This is a genomic window from Bacillus sp. ISL-77 (genome assembly GCF_018613105.1).
In genome coordinates this window covers 15,974-33,710 of record NZ_JAGGQY010000067.1, presented here as the reverse complement: position 1 = coordinate 33,710, position 17,737 = coordinate 15,974, and the positions used below count along the sequence as shown (strand labels likewise).

At 40.9% G+C, this 17,737-nt stretch carries 12 protein-coding genes, 10 tRNA genes and 1 rRNA gene; 22 read left to right on the top strand and 1 reads right to left on the bottom strand.

The features are described 5' to 3' along the window. Positions 1-158: 158 nt before the first annotated feature. The 22 genes from rrf to J7E77_RS30905 all read left to right on the top strand — a co-directional run bounded on the left by rrf (position 159) and on the right by J7E77_RS30905 (position 16,807). Positions 159-275, top strand: a 5S ribosomal RNA gene (rrf, locus tag J7E77_RS24450). A 10-nt stretch (positions 276-285) separates the two neighbouring features. Continuing rightward, positions 286-361 (top strand) — tRNA-Val (locus J7E77_RS24445). Positions 362-376: 15 nt separating this feature from the next. Then, a tRNA-Leu gene (locus J7E77_RS24440) sits at positions 377-461 on the top strand. Between the two features lie 33 nt (positions 462-494). Then, a tRNA-Gly gene (locus J7E77_RS24435) sits at positions 495-569 on the top strand. 6 nt (positions 570-575) lie between these two features. Then, positions 576-664: transfer RNA gene (locus tag J7E77_RS24430), tRNA-Leu, on the top strand. 56 nt (positions 665-720) lie between these two features. Next, positions 721-797: transfer RNA gene (locus tag J7E77_RS24425), tRNA-Pro, on the top strand. 21 nt (positions 798-818) lie between these two features. Continuing rightward, a tRNA-Ala gene (locus tag J7E77_RS24420) sits at positions 819-894 on the top strand. A gap of 18 nt (positions 895-912) precedes the next feature. Next, positions 913-989: transfer RNA gene (locus J7E77_RS24415), tRNA-Met, on the top strand. A gap of 31 nt (positions 990-1,020) precedes the next feature. Then, positions 1,021-1,113: transfer RNA gene (locus tag J7E77_RS24410), tRNA-Ser, on the top strand. Between the two features lie 21 nt (positions 1,114-1,134). Further along, positions 1,135-1,219: transfer RNA gene (locus J7E77_RS24405), tRNA-Tyr, on the top strand. Between the two features lie 5 nt (positions 1,220-1,224). After that, positions 1,225-1,295 (top strand) — tRNA-Trp (locus J7E77_RS24400). A 411-nt stretch (positions 1,296-1,706) separates the two neighbouring features. Next, positions 1,707-2,348, top strand: coding sequence for a transcriptional regulator CcpN (gene ccpN, locus J7E77_RS24395; RefSeq protein ID WP_214717447.1), 642 nt, complete (start codon positions 1,707-1,709; stop codon positions 2,346-2,348). A gap of 17 nt (positions 2,349-2,365) precedes the next feature. Continuing rightward, entirely contained in the window at positions 2,366-3,181 is an 816-nt protein-coding gene (locus J7E77_RS24390; RefSeq protein ID WP_214717437.1) for a pyruvate, water dikinase regulatory protein, read from the top strand. A gap of 2 nt (positions 3,182-3,183) precedes the next feature. Further along, complete coding sequence (gene ppdK, locus J7E77_RS24385) at positions 3,184-5,853, top strand: pyruvate, phosphate dikinase (protein ID WP_214717436.1); 2,670 nt, start codon at positions 3,184-3,186, stop codon at positions 5,851-5,853. A 112-nt stretch (positions 5,854-5,965) separates the two neighbouring features. Next, positions 5,966-6,157: a YbxH family protein gene (locus tag J7E77_RS24380; protein WP_168244672.1), complete on the top strand. Its 192-nt coding sequence runs from the start codon at positions 5,966-5,968 to the stop codon at positions 6,155-6,157. Positions 6,158-6,235: 78 nt separating this feature from the next. Further along, on the top strand, positions 6,236-8,809 hold the full coding sequence (locus J7E77_RS24375; RefSeq protein ID WP_214717435.1) for a DEAD/DEAH box helicase: 2,574 nt from the start codon (positions 6,236-6,238) through the stop codon (positions 8,807-8,809). 119 nt (positions 8,810-8,928) lie between these two features. Then, positions 8,929-10,272 (top strand): methyltransferase domain-containing protein, encoded by a 1,344-nt coding sequence (locus J7E77_RS24370; protein ID WP_214717433.1) that lies wholly within the window; start codon positions 8,929-8,931, stop codon positions 10,270-10,272. After that, positions 10,272-12,866: a polynucleotide kinase-phosphatase gene (locus tag J7E77_RS24365; protein WP_214717430.1), complete on the top strand. Its 2,595-nt coding sequence runs from the start codon at positions 10,272-10,274 to the stop codon at positions 12,864-12,866. The genes J7E77_RS24370 and J7E77_RS24365 overlap by 1 nt, the downstream gene beginning before the upstream one ends. A 99-nt stretch (positions 12,867-12,965) precedes the next feature. Beyond that, the gene (locus tag J7E77_RS24360; RefSeq protein WP_214717428.1) at positions 12,966-14,240 is read left to right on the top strand and encodes a LysM peptidoglycan-binding domain-containing protein; all 1,275 of its coding nucleotides are present in this window, start codon (positions 12,966-12,968) and stop codon (positions 14,238-14,240) included. A gap of 243 nt (positions 14,241-14,483) precedes the next feature. Further along, positions 14,484-15,944, top strand: a complete 1,461-nt coding sequence (gene dacB / locus J7E77_RS24355; RefSeq protein ID WP_251027001.1) for a D-alanyl-D-alanine carboxypeptidase/D-alanyl-D-alanine endopeptidase — start codon at positions 14,484-14,486, stop codon at positions 15,942-15,944. Between the two features lie 135 nt (positions 15,945-16,079). Further along, on the top strand, positions 16,080-16,538 hold the full coding sequence (locus J7E77_RS30910; protein WP_251027002.1) for a hypothetical protein: 459 nt from the start codon (positions 16,080-16,082) through the stop codon (positions 16,536-16,538). 17 nt (positions 16,539-16,555) lie between these two features. Then, on the top strand, positions 16,556-16,807 hold the full coding sequence (locus J7E77_RS30905) for a CBS domain-containing protein (RefSeq protein WP_251027003.1): 252 nt from the start codon (positions 16,556-16,558) through the stop codon (positions 16,805-16,807). A gap of 92 nt (positions 16,808-16,899) precedes the next feature. Here the strand turns inward: J7E77_RS30905 and J7E77_RS24345 are convergent, their stop codons facing one another. Next, positions 16,900-17,625 carry a hypothetical protein gene (locus J7E77_RS24345; protein WP_214717426.1) on the bottom strand — a complete coding sequence of 242 codons (726 nt, stop codon included), beginning with the start codon at positions 17,623-17,625 and terminating at the stop codon, positions 16,900-16,902. Positions 17,626-17,737: the final 112 nt, after the last annotated feature.

Sequence of the window (17,737 nt, the reverse complement as noted above, 5' to 3'; positions counted from 1 at the left end):
GAGAGCTGGCACTGCAAATCCTGGTTTTGGATTTGGGGGGACAGATCGAAACGGCCGAGAAGTTAGGAGCCGTAGCTGGACAATTTTAAGGCACACTCAGTTTTACAAACTTCTTCTGCATTATCTAGTTTTGAGGGAATGATTCCTCAATTAAATAGTCTGGCAGCAATGGCGAGAAGGTCACACCCGTTCCCATACCGAACACGGAAGTTAAGCTTCTCAGCGCCGATGGTAGTTGGGACACGCGTCCCTGTGAGAGTAGGACGTTGCCAGGCGGTATTATATGGAGGATTAGCTCAGCTGGGAGAGCATCTGCCTTACAAGCAGAGGGTCGGCGGTTCGAGCCCGTCATCCTCCACCATTTTTCTTTTACTATGCGGGTGTGGCGGAATTGGCAGACGCACCAGACTTAGGATCTGGCGCCGCAAGGCGTGGGGGTTCGACTCCCTTCACCCGCACCATAGTTTTTTGCGTTAGAAAAAACATCCATATAAGCGGAAGTAGTTCAGTGGTAGAACATCACCTTGCCAAGGTGGGGGTCGCGGGTTCGAATCCCGTCTTCCGCTCCAAACAGTGCCGGGGTGGCGGAACTGGCAGACGCACAGGACTTAAAATCCTGCGGTAGGTGACTACCGTACCGGTTCGATTCCGGTCCTCGGCACCATGTTTTTTCGAAGGTAAATTAACTCATCAAATATAGCGCCCAGTGCGTCATATTATCGGGAAGTAGCTCAGCTTGGTAGAGCACTTGGTTTGGGACCAAGGGGTCGCAGGTTCGAATCCTGTCTTCCCGACCATTCTTTATTTCAAAATATTTTGGGGTCTTAGCTCAGCTGGGAGAGCGCCTGCTTTGCACGCAGGAGGTCAGGGGTTCGATCCCCCTAGACTCCACCATAATAATATAATTTTTTTGGCGGTGTAGCTCAGCTGGCTAGAGCGCTCGGTTCATACCCGAAAGGTCGGGGGTTCGACTCCCTTCGCCGCTACCAAAAATACTATTATATGATTTTCTTTTTCCATGGAGGAATACCCAAGTTTGGCTGAAGGGATCGGTCTTGAAAACCGACAGGCGGGTAACACCGCGCGGGGGTTCGAATCCCTCTTCCTCCTCCAGTTTTATTATTTTTTATATGTGGAGGGGTAGCGAAGTGGCTAAACGCGGCGGACTGTAAATCCGCTCCCTCCGGGTTCGGCGGTTCGAATCCGTCCCCCTCCACCATGTTTAGGGGCATAGTTTAAAGGTAGAACTAAGGTCTCCAAAACCTTCAGTGTGGGTTCAATTCCTACTGCCCCTGTCAAAAAGGCACAAAAAAATTCCAAGTAAATACTTGGGATTTTTTTGTGCCTTTTTTTATATTTCCACTTTTTTATTGTCTCTGCTAGTTTATGCTTGCTCCTTCAACCCATGGTGTGCTCAATGAACACACCATGAGGACAAATTTTGTATTGTGTTTAGCATTTTTGTCTTCATGAACAGCTCAACACCCTATGAAGACCAGAATGGCTTTCTTTTTGGCCCCCCTTTCTCGTCGATAACGGCGGGGTTTCTTATTTACTTTAAAAAAATAGTTTAATATTTTGTAAAAAAATATAAAACTTATTGTTTCGGTTTATAACATAATGTAATATACTATATATAAATAAGTATAACACATTTGTAATGAATCTATTGAATATAACATATTTAATGTAGATAAGGGGGGGTAATTATTAAATTATCTAAACGTCAGGATGAAATCCTCCAGATTGTTAAACAAAACGGGCCCATTACAGGAAAAGACATCGCAGAGAAGCTTTCATTAACAAGAGCTGCACTAAGACCCGATCTTGCCATTTTAACGATGTCAGGTAACTTAGATGCAAGGCCACGAGTAGGTTATTTTTTTAATGAAAGCTTTGAAGCAAAGCAACAGGCTAAAAGGTTTATCCACCAAAAAGTAACGGATTATAAAGCCCATCCAATTGTCGTTGAGAAATCAACCTCCGTGTATGATGCGATCGTTCAGCTCTTTTTAGAGGATGTGGGCACACTTTATGCGGTTGATACAAAAGGACATCTAGCAGGGGTTGTTTCCCGTAAGGATTTGCTCAGAGCATCACTAGGAAATCAAAATCTAAATGAATTACCTGTCAGTGTCATCATGACTAGAATGCCAAATATTATTACAATTAATCCTGAAGAGACCTTGCTCGAAGCAGCCAAAAAGATGATCCATAATCGCATTGACTCTTTACCAGTTGTTAAGGAAATAGAGGAGCAAAAAAGTACATATTTGCTGGTAGGAAGAATCACCAAAACCACCATAACGCGGGCATATTTAGAAATCATGGAAAACAATTCAAACTAAGGAGAGTGGCTGCCATTTTGGTACAGAAAGAAGTTGTCTATGTTGTATCTGACTCAGTAGGTGAAACAGCTGAGTTTGTAGTAAAAGCAGTGGCAACACAATTTAATGGCGGGCAGGTAGAAATTCGCCGTAATTCCTATGTGGATGATTTTGAAGATATTGAAGATATCATTTTACTAGCAAAAAAGGGACGGACGATTATTGCCTATACGATCGTTATTCCATCATTAAAAGAGTATTTAGATCGACGTGCAAAAGAAGAGAGCATTTTTGCTGTAGATTTACTAAGTCCATTGATGAATGCGTTTGAAACAAGCTTCAATAAACAGCCGAACCATCGACCTGGATTGATGAGAAAATTGGACGAAGAATACTTCCGGAAAATTGAAGCAATTGAATTTGCAGTTAAGTATGATGATGGGCGTGACCCAAGAGGGATCATAAAGGCGGATATTGTTCTAGTCGGTATCTCACGTACATCTAAGACCCCTTTGTCTATGTACTTAGCACATAAACGTTTTAAAGTGGCCAATGTTCCTTTGGTTCCAGAGGTGCCACCGCCAGATGAATTATTCGAAATACCCCGTAAGAATTGTATTGGTTTAATAATTTCACCAGATAAATTAAATGAAATTCGCAAGGAACGTCTAAAGGCTTTAGGGTTAGCCTCACAGGCTAACTATGCAAGCTTTGGGCGAATTCTTGAGGAACTTGATCATGCTGAAAAAGTGATGAAGCGCTTAGGCTGTCCTGTTATTGATGTATCAAATAAAGCTGTTGAAGAAACAGCCGGCTTAATTTTAGACGTGTTAAAAAAGGAGAGGAGCTACTAATAATGGAAAAATTAGTTTATTTATTTCATGAAGGAAATGGCAATATGAAGGGGTTACTTGGGGGAAAAGGGGCAAACCTAGCGGAAATGACGCGTATTGGTCTTCCAGTTCCGTATGGTTTTACAATTACTACACAGGCTTGCAATGCATTCTATGAAGCTAGCAAAACCATTCCAACAATTGTTGAAGTCCAGACTTTAGAAGCCCTGACCCGTCTTGAAGAAAAAATGGGCAAAAAGCTAGGTGACCCAAAAAATCCTTTGCTCGTTTCCGTACGTTCTGGTTCTGTTTTCTCCATGCCAGGCATGATGGATACCATCTTGAATCTTGGAATGAATGATGAAACCGTTATCGGAGTAGCAGAATTAACCAATAATCCACGGTTCGCTTATGATTCCTACCGTCGTTTCATACAGATGTTTAGTAATGTTGTACTAGATATCGATACCTACTATTTTGAACAATTATTAGAAGAAATACGCGAGGAAAAAGGCTATTCCTCTGACCCAGAAATGAGTGCTGATGACTGGAAAGAAGTGATTATTGGCTATAAAGGAATAGTCAAAAAGCATAAACGAAAGGATTTCCCGCAAGATCCCAAAGAGCAGTTATTCCTTGCCATCCATGCAGTCTTTAACTCTTGGAATAATCAGCGTGCGATTGTCTACCGCCGCCTTAACAAAATTGCTGACCATTTAGGAACAGCTGTAAATATTCAAAGTATGGTGTTTGGCAACATGGGGAATGATTCAGGCACAGGTGTGGCATTCACAAGAAATCCATCGACTGGTGAGCATGTCCTTTACGGTGAATATTTAATCAATGCCCAAGGGGAAGATGTTGTGGCAGGGATTCGTACTCCACAGCCAATCGCTACTTTAAAAGATGAAATGCCAGGAGTATATAAGCAATTCACTGATACTTGCAAGCGCTTGGAACAGCATTACGAAGAAATGCAAGATATCGAATTTACGGTGGAAGGTGGTAAGTTATTTATCCTGCAAACCCGTAATGGAAAAAGAACGGCGCAAGCAGCGATTCGAATCGCCGTGGAAATGGTCGAAGAAGGAATCATTGATAAAAAGACGGCATTGCTACGTGTTGACCCGGAACAATTAGATCAACTGCTGCATCGCCGGATTGACGACAAATTTGAGAAGAGAGTTTTAGCAAAAGGCTTGCCAGCATCACCAGGTGCAGCGACAGGTCAAGTCGTGTTTAATGCCGACGAAGCAGAGCAATTAAACAATGATGGAAAAAAAGTAATTCTTGTTCGTCCTGAAACCACTCCAGATGATATCCATGGTATCGTTGCATCGCAAGCAATTTTGACTAGCCGTGGCGGCATGACAAGCCATGCTGCAGTAGTCGCTCGTGGGATGGGGAAAGCGTGTATTTGCGGATGTGAAGCATTAAAGATAGATCTGAAAGCTAAACAATTTACAATTGGTGAGACAGTTATTAATTATGGAGATATCATAACGATTGATGGCTCTACTGGTGAAATTATGCTTGGGGAGATTCCAATGATTGACCCAGAACTATCGGATGAGTTCCAAATGTTGCTTGCATGGGCAGACCAAGAGCGTAAATTAGGGGTCCGTGCCAATGCAGATAACCCAGAGGATGCAAAAAAAGCTTTTGAATTTGGCGCAGGCGGAATTGGCTTATGCCGAACTGAACATATGTTTATGGATTTAAAACGGATTCCAACCGTGCAAAAAATGATTCTTGCTGAAAATTATAATGAGAGAATGGAAGCTTTGAACCAGTTATTGCCAATGCAGCAAGGGGACTTTGAAGGAATCTTCGAAGCTATGCAAGGATTACCTGTAACTATCCGTTTACTAGATCCACCATTACATGAATTCTTACCGGATAAAGAGGAACTGTTAGTGGAAGTAACGAAGCTTCAAATCTTAGATCCACAATCACCAGAATTGAAGAAAAAAGAACAATTGCTGAAAAAGGTCCGCCAATTAGATGAGTTTAACCCAATGCTAGGCCACCGTGGCTGCCGTCTTGGGATGATTTACCCAGAAATTTATGAAATGCAAGCAAAAGCCATTTTCTATGCAGCAGCTAAGCTCGCTGACAAAGGCATCGAAGTGCAACCAGAAATCATGATTCCTTTGGTCGGTCATGTGAATGAATTAAAGGATATGCGTAAATTAGTGATTGATGCGGCATTTCTTGTTCAAGAAGAAACCGGAAAAAGCTTCAAGTACACGATTGGAACTATGATTGAAATTCCGCGTGCTGCTTTAACTGCGGATAAAATTGCCGAGGAAGCTGACTTCTTTTCGTTTGGAACCAATGATTTAACACAAACAACATTTGGTTACAGCCGTGATGATGCGGAAGGCAAGTTCTTGCAAGCTTATATTGAAAATAAAGTGCTCCCGGAAAATCCGTTTGCTGTCCTCGATCAAGACGGCGTAGGTAAGCTAGTTGAAACAGGCGTGAAGCTTGGCCGTGGAACAAAACCGTCTTTAAAAACAGGTATTTGCGGCGAGCATGGCGGAGAAAAGAGCTCGATTGAATTCTGCTACAAAACCGGCCTAGATTATGTCAGTTGTTCACCATACCGCGTACCACTAGCACGTTTGGCTGCAGCACAAGCAACCATTCGCCATGAACAAAATAAACAAGAAGTTTTTACAACAGCATAAAGGAAGAACGAGGGATGTTGCAGTATGCACCATCCCTTTTTTTTGTGATGTAATTGGATAGACGCCCATTTTATGCAAATACTATAAAAAATTATTTTAAAGGGGACTTACAATGGGGGCTATTGAACGCAGCGGTTATCGATTTGTACCAGAATTTAGTGTCATTCAGCAAAATGGGGCCATTCATGTATATAATCAGGATAACTTCATCGAGGAAATTAAATTTCACTTCTCAGGGAAGTTTCCTGAACTGGATCAAATCGAAGACCTAGTGGATCAATATTGCAGCCAGCATCAACTTTAAAACCGAATGCTTGTTCGGTTTTTTGTTTTGTGATAGAATGGACTTAACAAAACATTTTCTAGAAAAGGAGGGAAATAAATGAATAAAATAACCACTATATACCCTCAAGCGATAGAACATACAAAATTGAAAGTGTATGAAGATATTAACCATTATTTCGAAACGAAAGAAACACTGCCAACCTTTGAACAATACCTAGCTGACAGAAATCATTATATTGAGCAAATTTGGACCAATGTTTGGCTAAATAAGTCGACCAATGATGTTCCAAGGAATGAAAAAAAGCAATATTTAACTGATAAAGGCTTCGAGGTACAGGGAATCGACAAAAAACTAATCAATAAGTTATTTAGGGATGAAATGCGAACCTATCATGTCTTTGATACGATGGGGTGGGTTCATGAAACATTTTCAGGTAAAGAAGAAGAGTGGGAGAAACAGTATCAGGAGGCGAAGGTTAATTTTATAAAACGAGAAGAACAAAAACAGCTTGAAGAACAGAAGCAATTGATCAGAAGTGAGATTGAAGATGCCGCTGTTGGGATCTTGGAAGAACAATATGAGCTGTTTTATTTATATGTTCGTTACTTCGTTGCAATACAACTAGTGGCTGACCTACAAAATAATGTAAAGTTTCAATCGGTTGATACCTTTGCATTAGAAGAAAAATTAGTGGATGAAGGTCATTTTAACCCCTCAGCCTATACAACTGTTGCCACCTTTTTTGAAGAATTGACAGGGGATATCCATAAAACTTTGAATTGGGGCAGGAGTTTTTATGAATATCAAACCTATTTTTTCGTTTATGAAAGCTTAATTGCTGACTATTTGTCTGAGCTTATTCCGGAAAAAATATTAGAGCAGCTTTCTGAAAAACTTAAGGATGATTTTCATGAAACCTTTCTTGAGAAACTATCGGCGTCCTTCGTAAAGGGCAGCATTGCTCAGGTTCTTTATGATGTCGAGGGTTATTTTATTGAGGATATCCAAGCTGAATACCTGTCGGACTTAATACGTTTGGCAGAAATACCTTTTGATGCAAAGGTTCATAAAGAAATTTTTGAAAAAGACTTCCAAGCGCGCGAGCAAAAACAAAAAAAAGCGCAAGAAGAACTCGAGCGGAAAAAAGCAGAAGAAGAGCGGATGATGAAGGAAATCTTTGCAACGGAATACGACCCTTCGTTACAACGTCAGGTCCGTTATGTCCTGCACATTGGCGAAACCAATACAGGGAAAACCCATCATGCGCTAGAAAGAATGAAAGATGCTTATCGCGGGTTATATTTAGCACCGCTTCGATTATTAGCACTTGAGGTATTTGATAAATTAAACGCTGAGGGGACGCCGTGTTCCTTAAAAACTGGGGAAGAGGAAAAAATCACCCCTGGTGCTAATCATATTTCCTGCACCGTGGAAATGTTTCATGAAAAAGAGTTTTATGAAATAATCGTCATTGATGAAGCACAAATGATTACCGATAAAGACCGTGGTTTTTCCTGGTATAAGGCAATCACGAAAGCTAATGCAGAGGAAGTCCATATCATAGGAAGTAGGAATTCAAAAACCATGCTGCTCCAGCTTTTAGGTAATTCCAATATCGAAGTTCATGAATACAGCCGTGATACTCCTCTTGAGGTTGAAACGAAGGAGTTTCATATTAAACACATTAAAAAAGGCGATGCGCTGATTTGTTTTTCACGAAGGCGCGTTCTTGAAACCGCCTCACGACTGCAAAATGACGGACATGCTGTCAGCATGATCTACGGCAGCATGCCGCCAGAAACAAGAAAAAAGCAAATTCAGCAATTCAACACTGGAAAAACAAAAGTCATCGTTGCTACAGATGCGATTGGAATGGGCTTAAATCTGCCGATTCGACGGATTGTTTTTTTAGAAAATGATAAGTTTGATGGGACTAGACGACGACTGCTGACATCACAAGAAGTGAAGCAAATTGCTGGACGTGCAGGTCGAAAAGGTATTTACAATATTGGCAAAGTGGCCTTTACTAGTGATATCAGAAAAATGAGAAACTTACTTTTGCAGGAGGATGAGCCTGTTCATACATTTGCAATTGCACCAACCAATTCAGTTTTTGAACGCTTTCAACGGTATTATCACGACTTAGGTACATTTTTTGAATTATGGGGGAAATTTGAAAGTCCAAACGGAACGAAAAAAGCTTCCCTTGCCGAGGAAAAGTCGTTGTATCAAATGGTAGCAGGTACTGAAATTGAAGCACGTTTATCCTTAATGGACCTTTATGGATTTTTACATCTGCCTTTTTCAAAAAATGAGCCAGTATTAACGAAGCAATGGGAAGAAAAAATGTATGCCATTATCCATGGGAGAGAACTCCCAGAACCGATTGTAAAGGAACGAAGCTTGGAGGAATTAGAACTCAGTTACAAAGCAATTGGACTTCATTTGTTATTTTTATATCGACTAGGAGAGCGAACGACATCAATCTATTGGGAGCGGCTAAGAGAAGAGGTCAGCGATAAAGTGCAGGACCGCTTAAAAACGGATATAAATAAATTCGTTAAAAAATGCAAAACCTGCGGAAAGAAGCTGCCATGGGATCATTCGTTTCCGACCTGTGAGGCCTGTTATGCAGCGAAGACTAGAAGATATCGATATGATGAATATTAAGAATAACCCGGTGTTCTGACCTTAGGAACCCGGGTTATTCTTCAATTAAAACCAAATTAATGTAAATATGTTAAAATAAAACTCTGATAATTCGTTCTATGAAAGTGAAGTGAAAATGAATGCAACTATCATTAACAGTGAGAGGCCCTGGTGCTGAAGCGGTTTCTTACCTTATAGCTAAAAATCCGAATAATCTATATGAGCGTGGAGAGAAAGGGTTGACTGTCCGTCTGGTCTACCCGACTTTTTCAAGCGAGGAAGTACAGTTTTTAATCTATGTTAAAACGGACCCAATTGACCTAGTAAAAAACTCACCTGATTCTTTTGATATTACCCATTACATAAATGACCGCGAGTTTGCGGCAAGCAGTATTTTTGTTTCCTCGATTCGTAAAGCGCTGGGGACTGCACTGAATGGGAAACCAGCAGAGGAATATGCTTCATGGGTCGAGCATTCCTTTGAAATGGAATTAACCTTTGGGCCGATTGCTACTGATTTGAGCAATAGGGAACTTGAAGCGTTATTTGCTCCAATGGGTTACACCCTCAAGATGGAATACGGGGAAAGTTTTATTCGCGAAAAAAACCTTGCCCGATTTATTACCCTGTTAGGGAAACAAACGCTCCAGAATGCACTTAAACATATTTCGATTTTAATTCCCGTTATTGATAACTATAAGCATTATTTTATTGACGAAAGAGAATTGGAAAAGTTGGACCGCTACGGGGAAGGATGGTTAGAGGTACATCCACAAAAGGCGCTGATTTTAAAACGTTCGTTACGGTTTCAAAAGGTGATTTCACAGTCAAGATTCTATGAAAAAGAGACGAAAACCGAGGAGAAGCATGAACCTCCGAAAATCCGTTTAAATGACCTTCGTTACGAAGCGATTATTAAATATATTGAGGCCCTGCCAAAAAAAGCCACCATTGTTGACTTTGGTGCTGGTGAAGGGAAGTTATCTGTTCAGCTGGGATTTATTAAAGGGGTGCAAGAGATACTTTCTGTTGAACCATCGAATAAAGCTCGGTTAAAGGCATTGGAACGATTCGACTTTGAAAAGGCGAAACGTGAATTTGTAGAACCCAAGTCCTTAGCAGGATCGTTATTTTATTATGATGAACGGTTGATTAACAAGGATGTCATGGTTTTATGTGAAGTGATTGAACATATTGATGAATACCGGTTAACAAGGGTATTCGAGACGATTTTTAAAGACTATCGACCAGAAGTGTTGATCGTGACCACGCCTAACCAAGAATACAATGTTGTCTATGATATGAATGAGGAAATGAGACACCACGATCATCGCTTTGAATGGACAAGGGCTCAGCTTCACCAAAAAGTGGAAGCTTTGACAAAAATCTATCCATACCAAGTAAGTTATAAAGGCATCGGTGAAGAAAACCAACTATACGGGCATCCTACTCAAATGGTTATTTTCAGAAGGGAGGAGGGATGATGGCGAAAATTAATTTGCCTCATGCGGGTATCGTCTTACTTGTAGGCCCGTCCAATTCGGGTAAAACGACTTTAATAAATCAATTAATGCAAGAACAACAGATTTATGCATCGGAAGTAGTAAGTTCCGATCAGTTCCGTGTTTTAGTTAGCGATGTTGAATTTATTGATTGGAATCGGCGACCTAAATATGAAGCAGATGCTCTTTTTAATGAATACCAACAAATTTCAAAAGAAGCTTTTGAAGCGATGGATTATATCATTGCCAAACGTTGCCGCCTCAATAAATTAACCTTTATCGATGCTACTCATTTACGTGATTACGAGCGTGAGAAATACCTGCAAATGGCAAAGAGGTATCATGTTCCGGCCATTGCAATCGTGCTGAATTTGGCAGAAACTGAACTACTCAGACGTGACTTAGAGAGGGATTTCCCAAGAGGTAAAAACCGTATCAAGCAGCAATACCAACATTTCAAGAAGACGCTTCGCTCCATTAAAAAGGAGGGCTTTCGGCGCTGCTACATATTCGGTGAAGAAGAATTGCAAGTCTTAAATGTGAACCGACTTGGTAATCCATTACTAATTGATGTTGGCAATGGCATTGATTTTATTGGGGATATTCACGGATGCTTTGAAGAGTTTAGCGAAATCTTGTCAAAGCTTGGTTATATAGAAAATGAAGAGGGTTATTTTATCCATCCAGAAGGGCGGAAAATCCTTTCCCTTGGGGATGTGATGAGTAGGGGACCTCGTTCGATCGAAACGCTGCAATTTTTTCAAAAGCATGTGGCAGCAGGACTTGCCTATATGATTGACAGTAATCATGGTTGGAAAATCGCCCGCTGGCTTGACGGTAAGGATGTTACGCTTGCTCATGGTGATGAAAATGTAAAGGCTGAATTTGATGAGTATGAAGGTAAATTTGGTAAAGATGAGGCCGATCGTTTAAAGGAACAAATAAGAGACATGCTGTTAGAGGCTAAATCACATTACATTATCCAGAAAAATGGAGTCAACGTCGCTGTTGCAGTCCATGCAGGAATCAAAGACCATTATATCGGCAAACAATCGCCGCGCATTTCCGATTTCTGTCGTTACGGAGACTCGGATGGCCTTGACGAAAACGGCAAACCCGTCCGAAAAGATTGGTCAATTACTCATCAGTCCAGCGAACTTATTCTTTGGGGGCATGATCCTAGAACTCAGCCATTATTGGTTAATAACACCCTTAATATTGACCAAGGAGTTGTTTTTGGTGGCAACCTAACGGCATACTGTTTTCCGGAAAGGAAATTTGTTTCTGTCAAAGCGAAAGCAGATTATGCAAATGTGCCGGACAATCCATTAAAGGTATTGGAAAGTAAAAGGCTGGCACCGCCCAATATCGCAAAATTTTTAGAAGGATATTCGGTATTAACGGAACTGTATGGGGAGATTGCAATTTATGCGGATAGTACGAAATCAGCACTGGATGACCTTTCCCATTACACATTGCCGCTTGAGGAGATTGTCTATCTTCCACCGACGATGAGCCCGACACCGAAACCATCGAGTTTAGCAGGATACTTAGAGCATCCGATTGAAGCATTTGAATACTATCAGGCGAATGGTGTTGACACGATGGTTGTCGAGAAAAAGCATATGGGCAGCCGCGGCATTTTGTTTCTTTTTAAAAATAAAGAAACCGCAAAAGAGTATATCGGCAGGGAAACATTAGGTTCGATATACACGCGGACTGGCCGGGCCTTTTTCAAAAAAGAACTGGAAGAACAAATATTACAAGTATTAAATATTGACTTGAGTGGTTATTTTGAAAAATACAAAACTGATTTTGTCCTGATGGACGCTGAGATCCTTCCGTGGAATCTAAAAGCAAAAGAATTAATTATGAATCAATATGCTCATGTTGGTGAGATGGCATTGCTTGATCGCAGAAAATTACAGAAGCAGTTGAAAAAAGCTTTGGATAACGGTAAGGATGTTTCAAGTTGGCTCGAGGAAACGGATGAAAAGATACTCAATGCCCAAGTGTTTAACGAAGTGTATCAAAAGTATTGCTGGGAAACGGAAGGTTTAGCGGGAATTGAAATTGCTCCTTTTCACACACTTGCCCACAGTAATGAAACCTTTTTCGATAAACCGCACACGTGGCATATGGAGAAAAATAAAGAATTTAGCGTCCTTTCGGATTTGTTCGGGGAAACGGAATATCGAATTGTTAACGATGAAGACTCCATGAAATCAGCCATCGAATGGTGGGAAGAAATGACGGAGGATGGACATGAAGGCTTTGTTGTCAAACCGGAGTCTTATGTGGCACGACATAAAGGCAAGCTTTTACAGCCTGCCATTAAAGTAAGAGGCCGAAAGTATCTGCATATTATCTACGGCATCGACTATTTACAACCAGAAAATCTTTCCCGTCTTAAGCTGCGAAATGCAGGTAAGAAACAACGAAATGCCCTAAAGGAATTTGCCTTAGGTGTGGAAGCGGTGAATCGTTTTGTTAGAAAAGAGTCACTGGAGCGCTACCATGAATGTGTGTTAGCTGTCCTGGCGCTGGAATCGGATCCGATTGACCCGCGACTATAGGTATAGGAAGACGAACTTGTCAGTCGGCAAGTTCGTTTTTCTATGTGTAATAACTTATCAGCTTTCGCCCATATGATAGTAATGAAGGAGTGTGAGAAGATGGCTGTTCATGTTGTTATCGCAGGTGAAAATTTGTGGGCGATATCCACGAGGTATGGGGTTTCAATTCAAACGATTGTAGAGCTAAATGGGTTACCTTCAGCAAGTTCCATCGTCCCGGGTCTTGCACTTTATCTTCCGGATATCTTGCCTCCACTCCGCTACTATCAAATTAAAGCAGGCGATCACATCTGGCAGCTGGCTCAACAATTTAGGGTCGATCCTTCGGTTATTCTCGCTGCAAATCCAGGGATTAATCCCAACCTGCTCGTAATCGGCCAAATCATAAATGTTCCCACTCCAATAAGAGTATCTCTCGAAACACTAGGGTTTTTAGTGCCATCATCTGAAAGTGCAAACCTTGCCACAATTAATAGTTTAGCTAACCAATTAACCTATTTAGCGATTGTTGCTTATTCGTTTACAGAGGAAGGCTATGCGTTTAATGTGAGCGAGGATGCAGCCCTGGTTGCAAGAAGTAATCAATTGAAGATCATCCCATTATTGATGGTCCGAAATCTTGCCGGAAATGATTTCAGCGCGGAGTTGGCAGGGCGTGTCCTGGAAAATCCAACCTATCGGGGAAATTTGGTAGCGAGCTTGGTCAACTTAACCAGGCAAAGAGGGTTCGGTGGCGTCAGTATCGATTTTGAATTTATTCCACCGGCTAGACGAAATGATTTCAATTTATTTTTAACAGAATTAAAGCGCAGCTTAGACGGGCTTATTTTACAAGTAAATGTTCACGCCAAAACAGCTGATATTCCAACGAATCGAATCATTGGTGCTTATGATTATGTGTCGATTGGCAATGTGGCTGATATCGTGGCGGTGATGACCATGGATTATGGCTACCCGGGGGGGCCACCCGATCCGATTGCCCCGATTCCGTGGCTAGAGCAAGTGATTCAATACTCGGTGACACAAATTAATTCTCGTAAACTGCAAATCGCCGTGGCGTTATATGGGTATGACAAGGTTGTTGGTACGAATTCAACCCAAGCCTTTTCGGTACTTGCTGCTCAAAATAAAGCGATATCACTGCCTGAGAACATCGAGTTTGATATCACGGCTAGGGCACCTTGGTTTCGCTACTGGCAGGGTAATGAGGAGCATGTGGTATGGTTTGAAGATATTAGGAGTTTTATAGAAAAGTATAGGTTAATTGATATGTATCAATTAGCTGGGATGACTTTTTGGCAAATAAGTTTGCCGGCACCGCAGAATTGGGATTATCTTAGTAAAAATATCAACGTGGTGAAGAGAATCGTATAAAATTACACCTTATTCTTGACAGTGTTGCGGGTGAATTTTGTCTTTGTGCCATTTTGAAGGGGTTTTGTGCCATTTTGGGATAGTTTTGTGTCATTTTCACCAGTTTTTGTGCCATTTTCAATGGGTTTTGTGCGTTTAGACAAAAATTGGAAATTTTGCGGTTGTCCAATAAAAAAACATCGATGATATTATTTGTTATTTTCGGACAAACTCTAAGGAAAAAGGAAAGGCAGGAACCAAAGCTTGATTAACAAACTTAAATATTACACCCTCATCTTCATTACGGTGCTTGCCGTATTCGTTCCTTCTATAAAAGCAACTGCCATGGAAAATATGGCTCAGCAGATAAATAACCTAATAAATAACGAACCTGCGTTAAAAGGAGCAATTGCCGGCATAAGCATCCGTACGGCTGCGGACGGAAAAATCATCTATGCCCACCAAGGCGACGTCCGCTTAAGACCTGCTTCCAATATGAAACTATTAACAGCTGCAGCTGCCCTTACTATCCTCGGAGAAGACCACACCTTCACGACGGAGTTACATACGGATGGCACGGTAAAAAAGAAAACTCTTAACGGAAATCTATATTTAAAAGGGAAGGGAGATCCAACTTTATTAAAATCTGACTTTGATAAAATGGCTGAGGACATTCAGAAGCGCGGCATCAAAAAGATAAAAGGAAATCTTGTTGGAGACGATTCCTGGTATGATAATGTCCGCTATTCACTCGACCTCCCTTGGAGCGACGAAACGACCCATTACGGCGCACAGATATCCGCACTCACCGCCTCACCGACCAGAGACTTTGATTCAGGATCGGTCAAGGTACTCGTGCAGCCCGGAACAAAAAAAGGTGACAAGCCGATCGTGAAAATAACCCCGAAGACAAATTATCTAAAAATAAACAACCACGCAGTAACTGTTCCGGAGGATGGTAAAAAGGATATCACCATCGAACGGGAACACGCGAGGAACATCATAACCATCGAAGGAACCATCCCAACAAAGGCAAAAACGGAAAAGGAATGGATTGGAGTCTGGGACCCCACTCGATATGCCGTGTCCCTTTTGAACCAATCCTTAACAGAACACGGGATACAGGTGACAGGAAAACTAAAAATAGGATTGGTGCCTGACTCCGCAAGAATTTTAACGACACATCAATCGATGCCGTTATCTGAGCTGCTGGTTCCGTTTATGAAACTGAGCAATAACGTCCATGCTGAAATATTAATTAAGGAAATGGGCCGGGTAGTGAAAGGGGAAGGAAGCTGGGAAAAGGGACTAAGCGTTTTAAAAACTGAGATTACAAAATACGGGGTTAACCCCAACACATTGGTGCTAAGGGATGGTTCAGGCGTTTCTCATGTCGACCTGATTCCAGCCAACCAGCTGACGCAGCTGTTATTTGCCGTCCAAAAGGAAAAGTGGTTTCCTAGTTATCTTCACTCATTACCTGTCGCCGGTGAAAGTGAAAAGATGGTCGGCGGAACTTTAAGAAATCGGATGAAGGATCCTTTGGTTCGAGGAAAAGTTTACGCAAAAACGGGGACCATTTCAACGGTGAGTTCAATATCAGGCTACGTGAAAACAAAAAGTGGACAAACCTTAATTTTTTCAATCCTTCTAAATAACTTAATGGATGATTCAAAGGGAAAAAAGGTGGAGGATCTGCTGATTACTATTTTAGCCAATCAATAGGAATAACCCACAAAGAGGAAATTGTACTGCTCAAACACAAGTGGGGAAATTAATTTCTTGAAAATTTAAAGTATTGATTTTACTATTATTATAATGAATAAATAATAAAAAAGAGCTATACCATGGGAGAGTCCAATGAATATGAATAAAAAACAAGGACAGTTACTTTCTGAACGGTTTGAGGTAGCATACAACCAAGTACACGAAGCATTGAGGGATATCGTCCAAATAAATGATGACAGATTTGTTGTTCTTGTGAAGGTTGGCGCGAAAAAATATCAAATCATTGAGACTTATAAAAAAGATTTAGAGCAATATGCAAGGCTGCGGAATGCAATTGTCCATGAAAAAATGGAGATTGGTTTTTATATTGCCGAGCCCAATGCTAAAGTTGTTTCTCATATAGAAAAAATCGCCAATGTTTTTAGCCGTCCTAATTATGCACTGTCAATTGCTACGAAAAATGTAGTGTACTTTGATTATCGTGACAGTATCTTAAAGGTAACAGCCGCAATTAAAGAACACGGTATTCAAAGTTTCCAATCTATAAAAACAAAGAATGTGTCGGCTTACTTACAGCAAGTTCGATTGTGAAATGGATGTCACAAAATATGGAGAACAGCTATGTCAATCTTTCCGATATCCATGTGTCAGATATAATGACATATGAGAAGGAACATCCGATAGAAATCGTCCCAAAAGATATTAATATTTTTGAGGTTGGGAATATTTTTGAAAAAGCACATAAGAAGAAGCGGAAAATAGAAGGTGTCATTATCACTGAACATGGGAAAGCGGGCGAGTCCCCCCTTGGCATAATCACTGCTTGGGACCTTATTCAAATTGATTACACGGTTGAGTAATCATAAAGTTCTCCTACCTTGGAGAACTTTTATTTTTGGAAAAAAAACAAGCATACCGCTCAGGCATGCTCGTTGTATTAGGCTAATTTTGCTTAAAATTCAAACTCGCTTAATTGGTCCATATGAGAGGCAATCATCGCAATTATGGTGGTTGCTTCTTCTTTACTAAAAATGAAATGGGACTCATCTTTAATTAATTCATCGTCAGTAGTCCAGATCCGATTAACGCGCTTAAGGACACCGTCTCCAGTGGCTTGAACCAATCCAAATTGATAGGTTACTTCGACTTCGTCTTCATGTTTGAAGGCCGTTACCTCAGGGGTGGACCAATCAACATCAATTTCCTCAAAAATGTCATCGCTGTTGACTTGTTCCGCTTCATAATACTCTTCTTCCTCATCATCTTCCACATAAACTGTTTCGACCTCATCATCATCATCAAAGACCTCGCTGGTCTGAAGATAGACCCCATCATCTGTATAGTGATCATCGCCGTTCATGTAATCATGAAGACTGGCGTGAACTTCCTCGATAAGGTCTTCTATGTCTGAAAGGATGACCTTCGCCGTATGTCCGCTGTCAACATCGAATGTATCGATGTAAAATTCTTCGTTTTGCGGATCAAAGAACAGTGAGCAAAAATAATCACGCTCCAGTTCTTCGGTATCAACATCTGCGGTATCGACATAAAACTCAATCCTTGGATGTTTGGCAGCTCTTTCAACTGTCATTTGGCCAACCTGATCGTATTCTTCGCAAATAGATTCCAGGTGTTCTTGCAGTTCTCCACAAACTCTGTCAAACCATTCTAACGACATCAAACATCCCATCCTTTCAAAGTTTATCGAGGTTATTATTACCAACTTTGAAAAAAATATGTTTTTTCAATAATATTGAAGGAAATTCAAATATGAAACTAGAACAGAGTGA

Bases quoted from the DNA above. Each gene is read 5' to 3' on its own strand.
- J7E77_RS24365 (WP_214717430.1), top strand. From the start codon at position 10,272: ATGGCGAAAATTAATTTGCCTCATGCGGGTATCGTCTTACTTGTAGGC.
- J7E77_RS24360 (WP_214717428.1), top strand. From the start codon at position 12,966: ATGGCTGTTCATGTTGTTATCGCAGGTGAAAATTTGTGGGCGATATCC.
- J7E77_RS24375 (WP_214717435.1), top strand. From the start codon at position 6,236: ATGAATAAAATAACCACTATATACCCTCAAGCGATAGAACATACAAAA.
- J7E77_RS24345 (WP_214717426.1), bottom strand. From the start codon at position 17,625: ATGTCGTTAGAATGGTTTGACAGAGTTTGTGGAGAACTGCAAGAACAC.
- ppdK (WP_214717436.1), top strand. From the start codon at position 3,184: ATGGAAAAATTAGTTTATTTATTTCATGAAGGAAATGGCAATATGAAG.
- J7E77_RS30905 (WP_251027003.1), top strand. From the start codon at position 16,556: ATGGAGAACAGCTATGTCAATCTTTCCGATATCCATGTGTCAGATATA.
- J7E77_RS24370 (WP_214717433.1), top strand. From the start codon at position 8,929: ATGCAACTATCATTAACAGTGAGAGGCCCTGGTGCTGAAGCGGTTTCT.
- J7E77_RS24380 (WP_168244672.1), top strand. From the start codon at position 5,966: ATGGGGGCTATTGAACGCAGCGGTTATCGATTTGTACCAGAATTTAGT.
- J7E77_RS30910 (WP_251027002.1), top strand. From the start codon at position 16,080: ATGAATATGAATAAAAAACAAGGACAGTTACTTTCTGAACGGTTTGAG.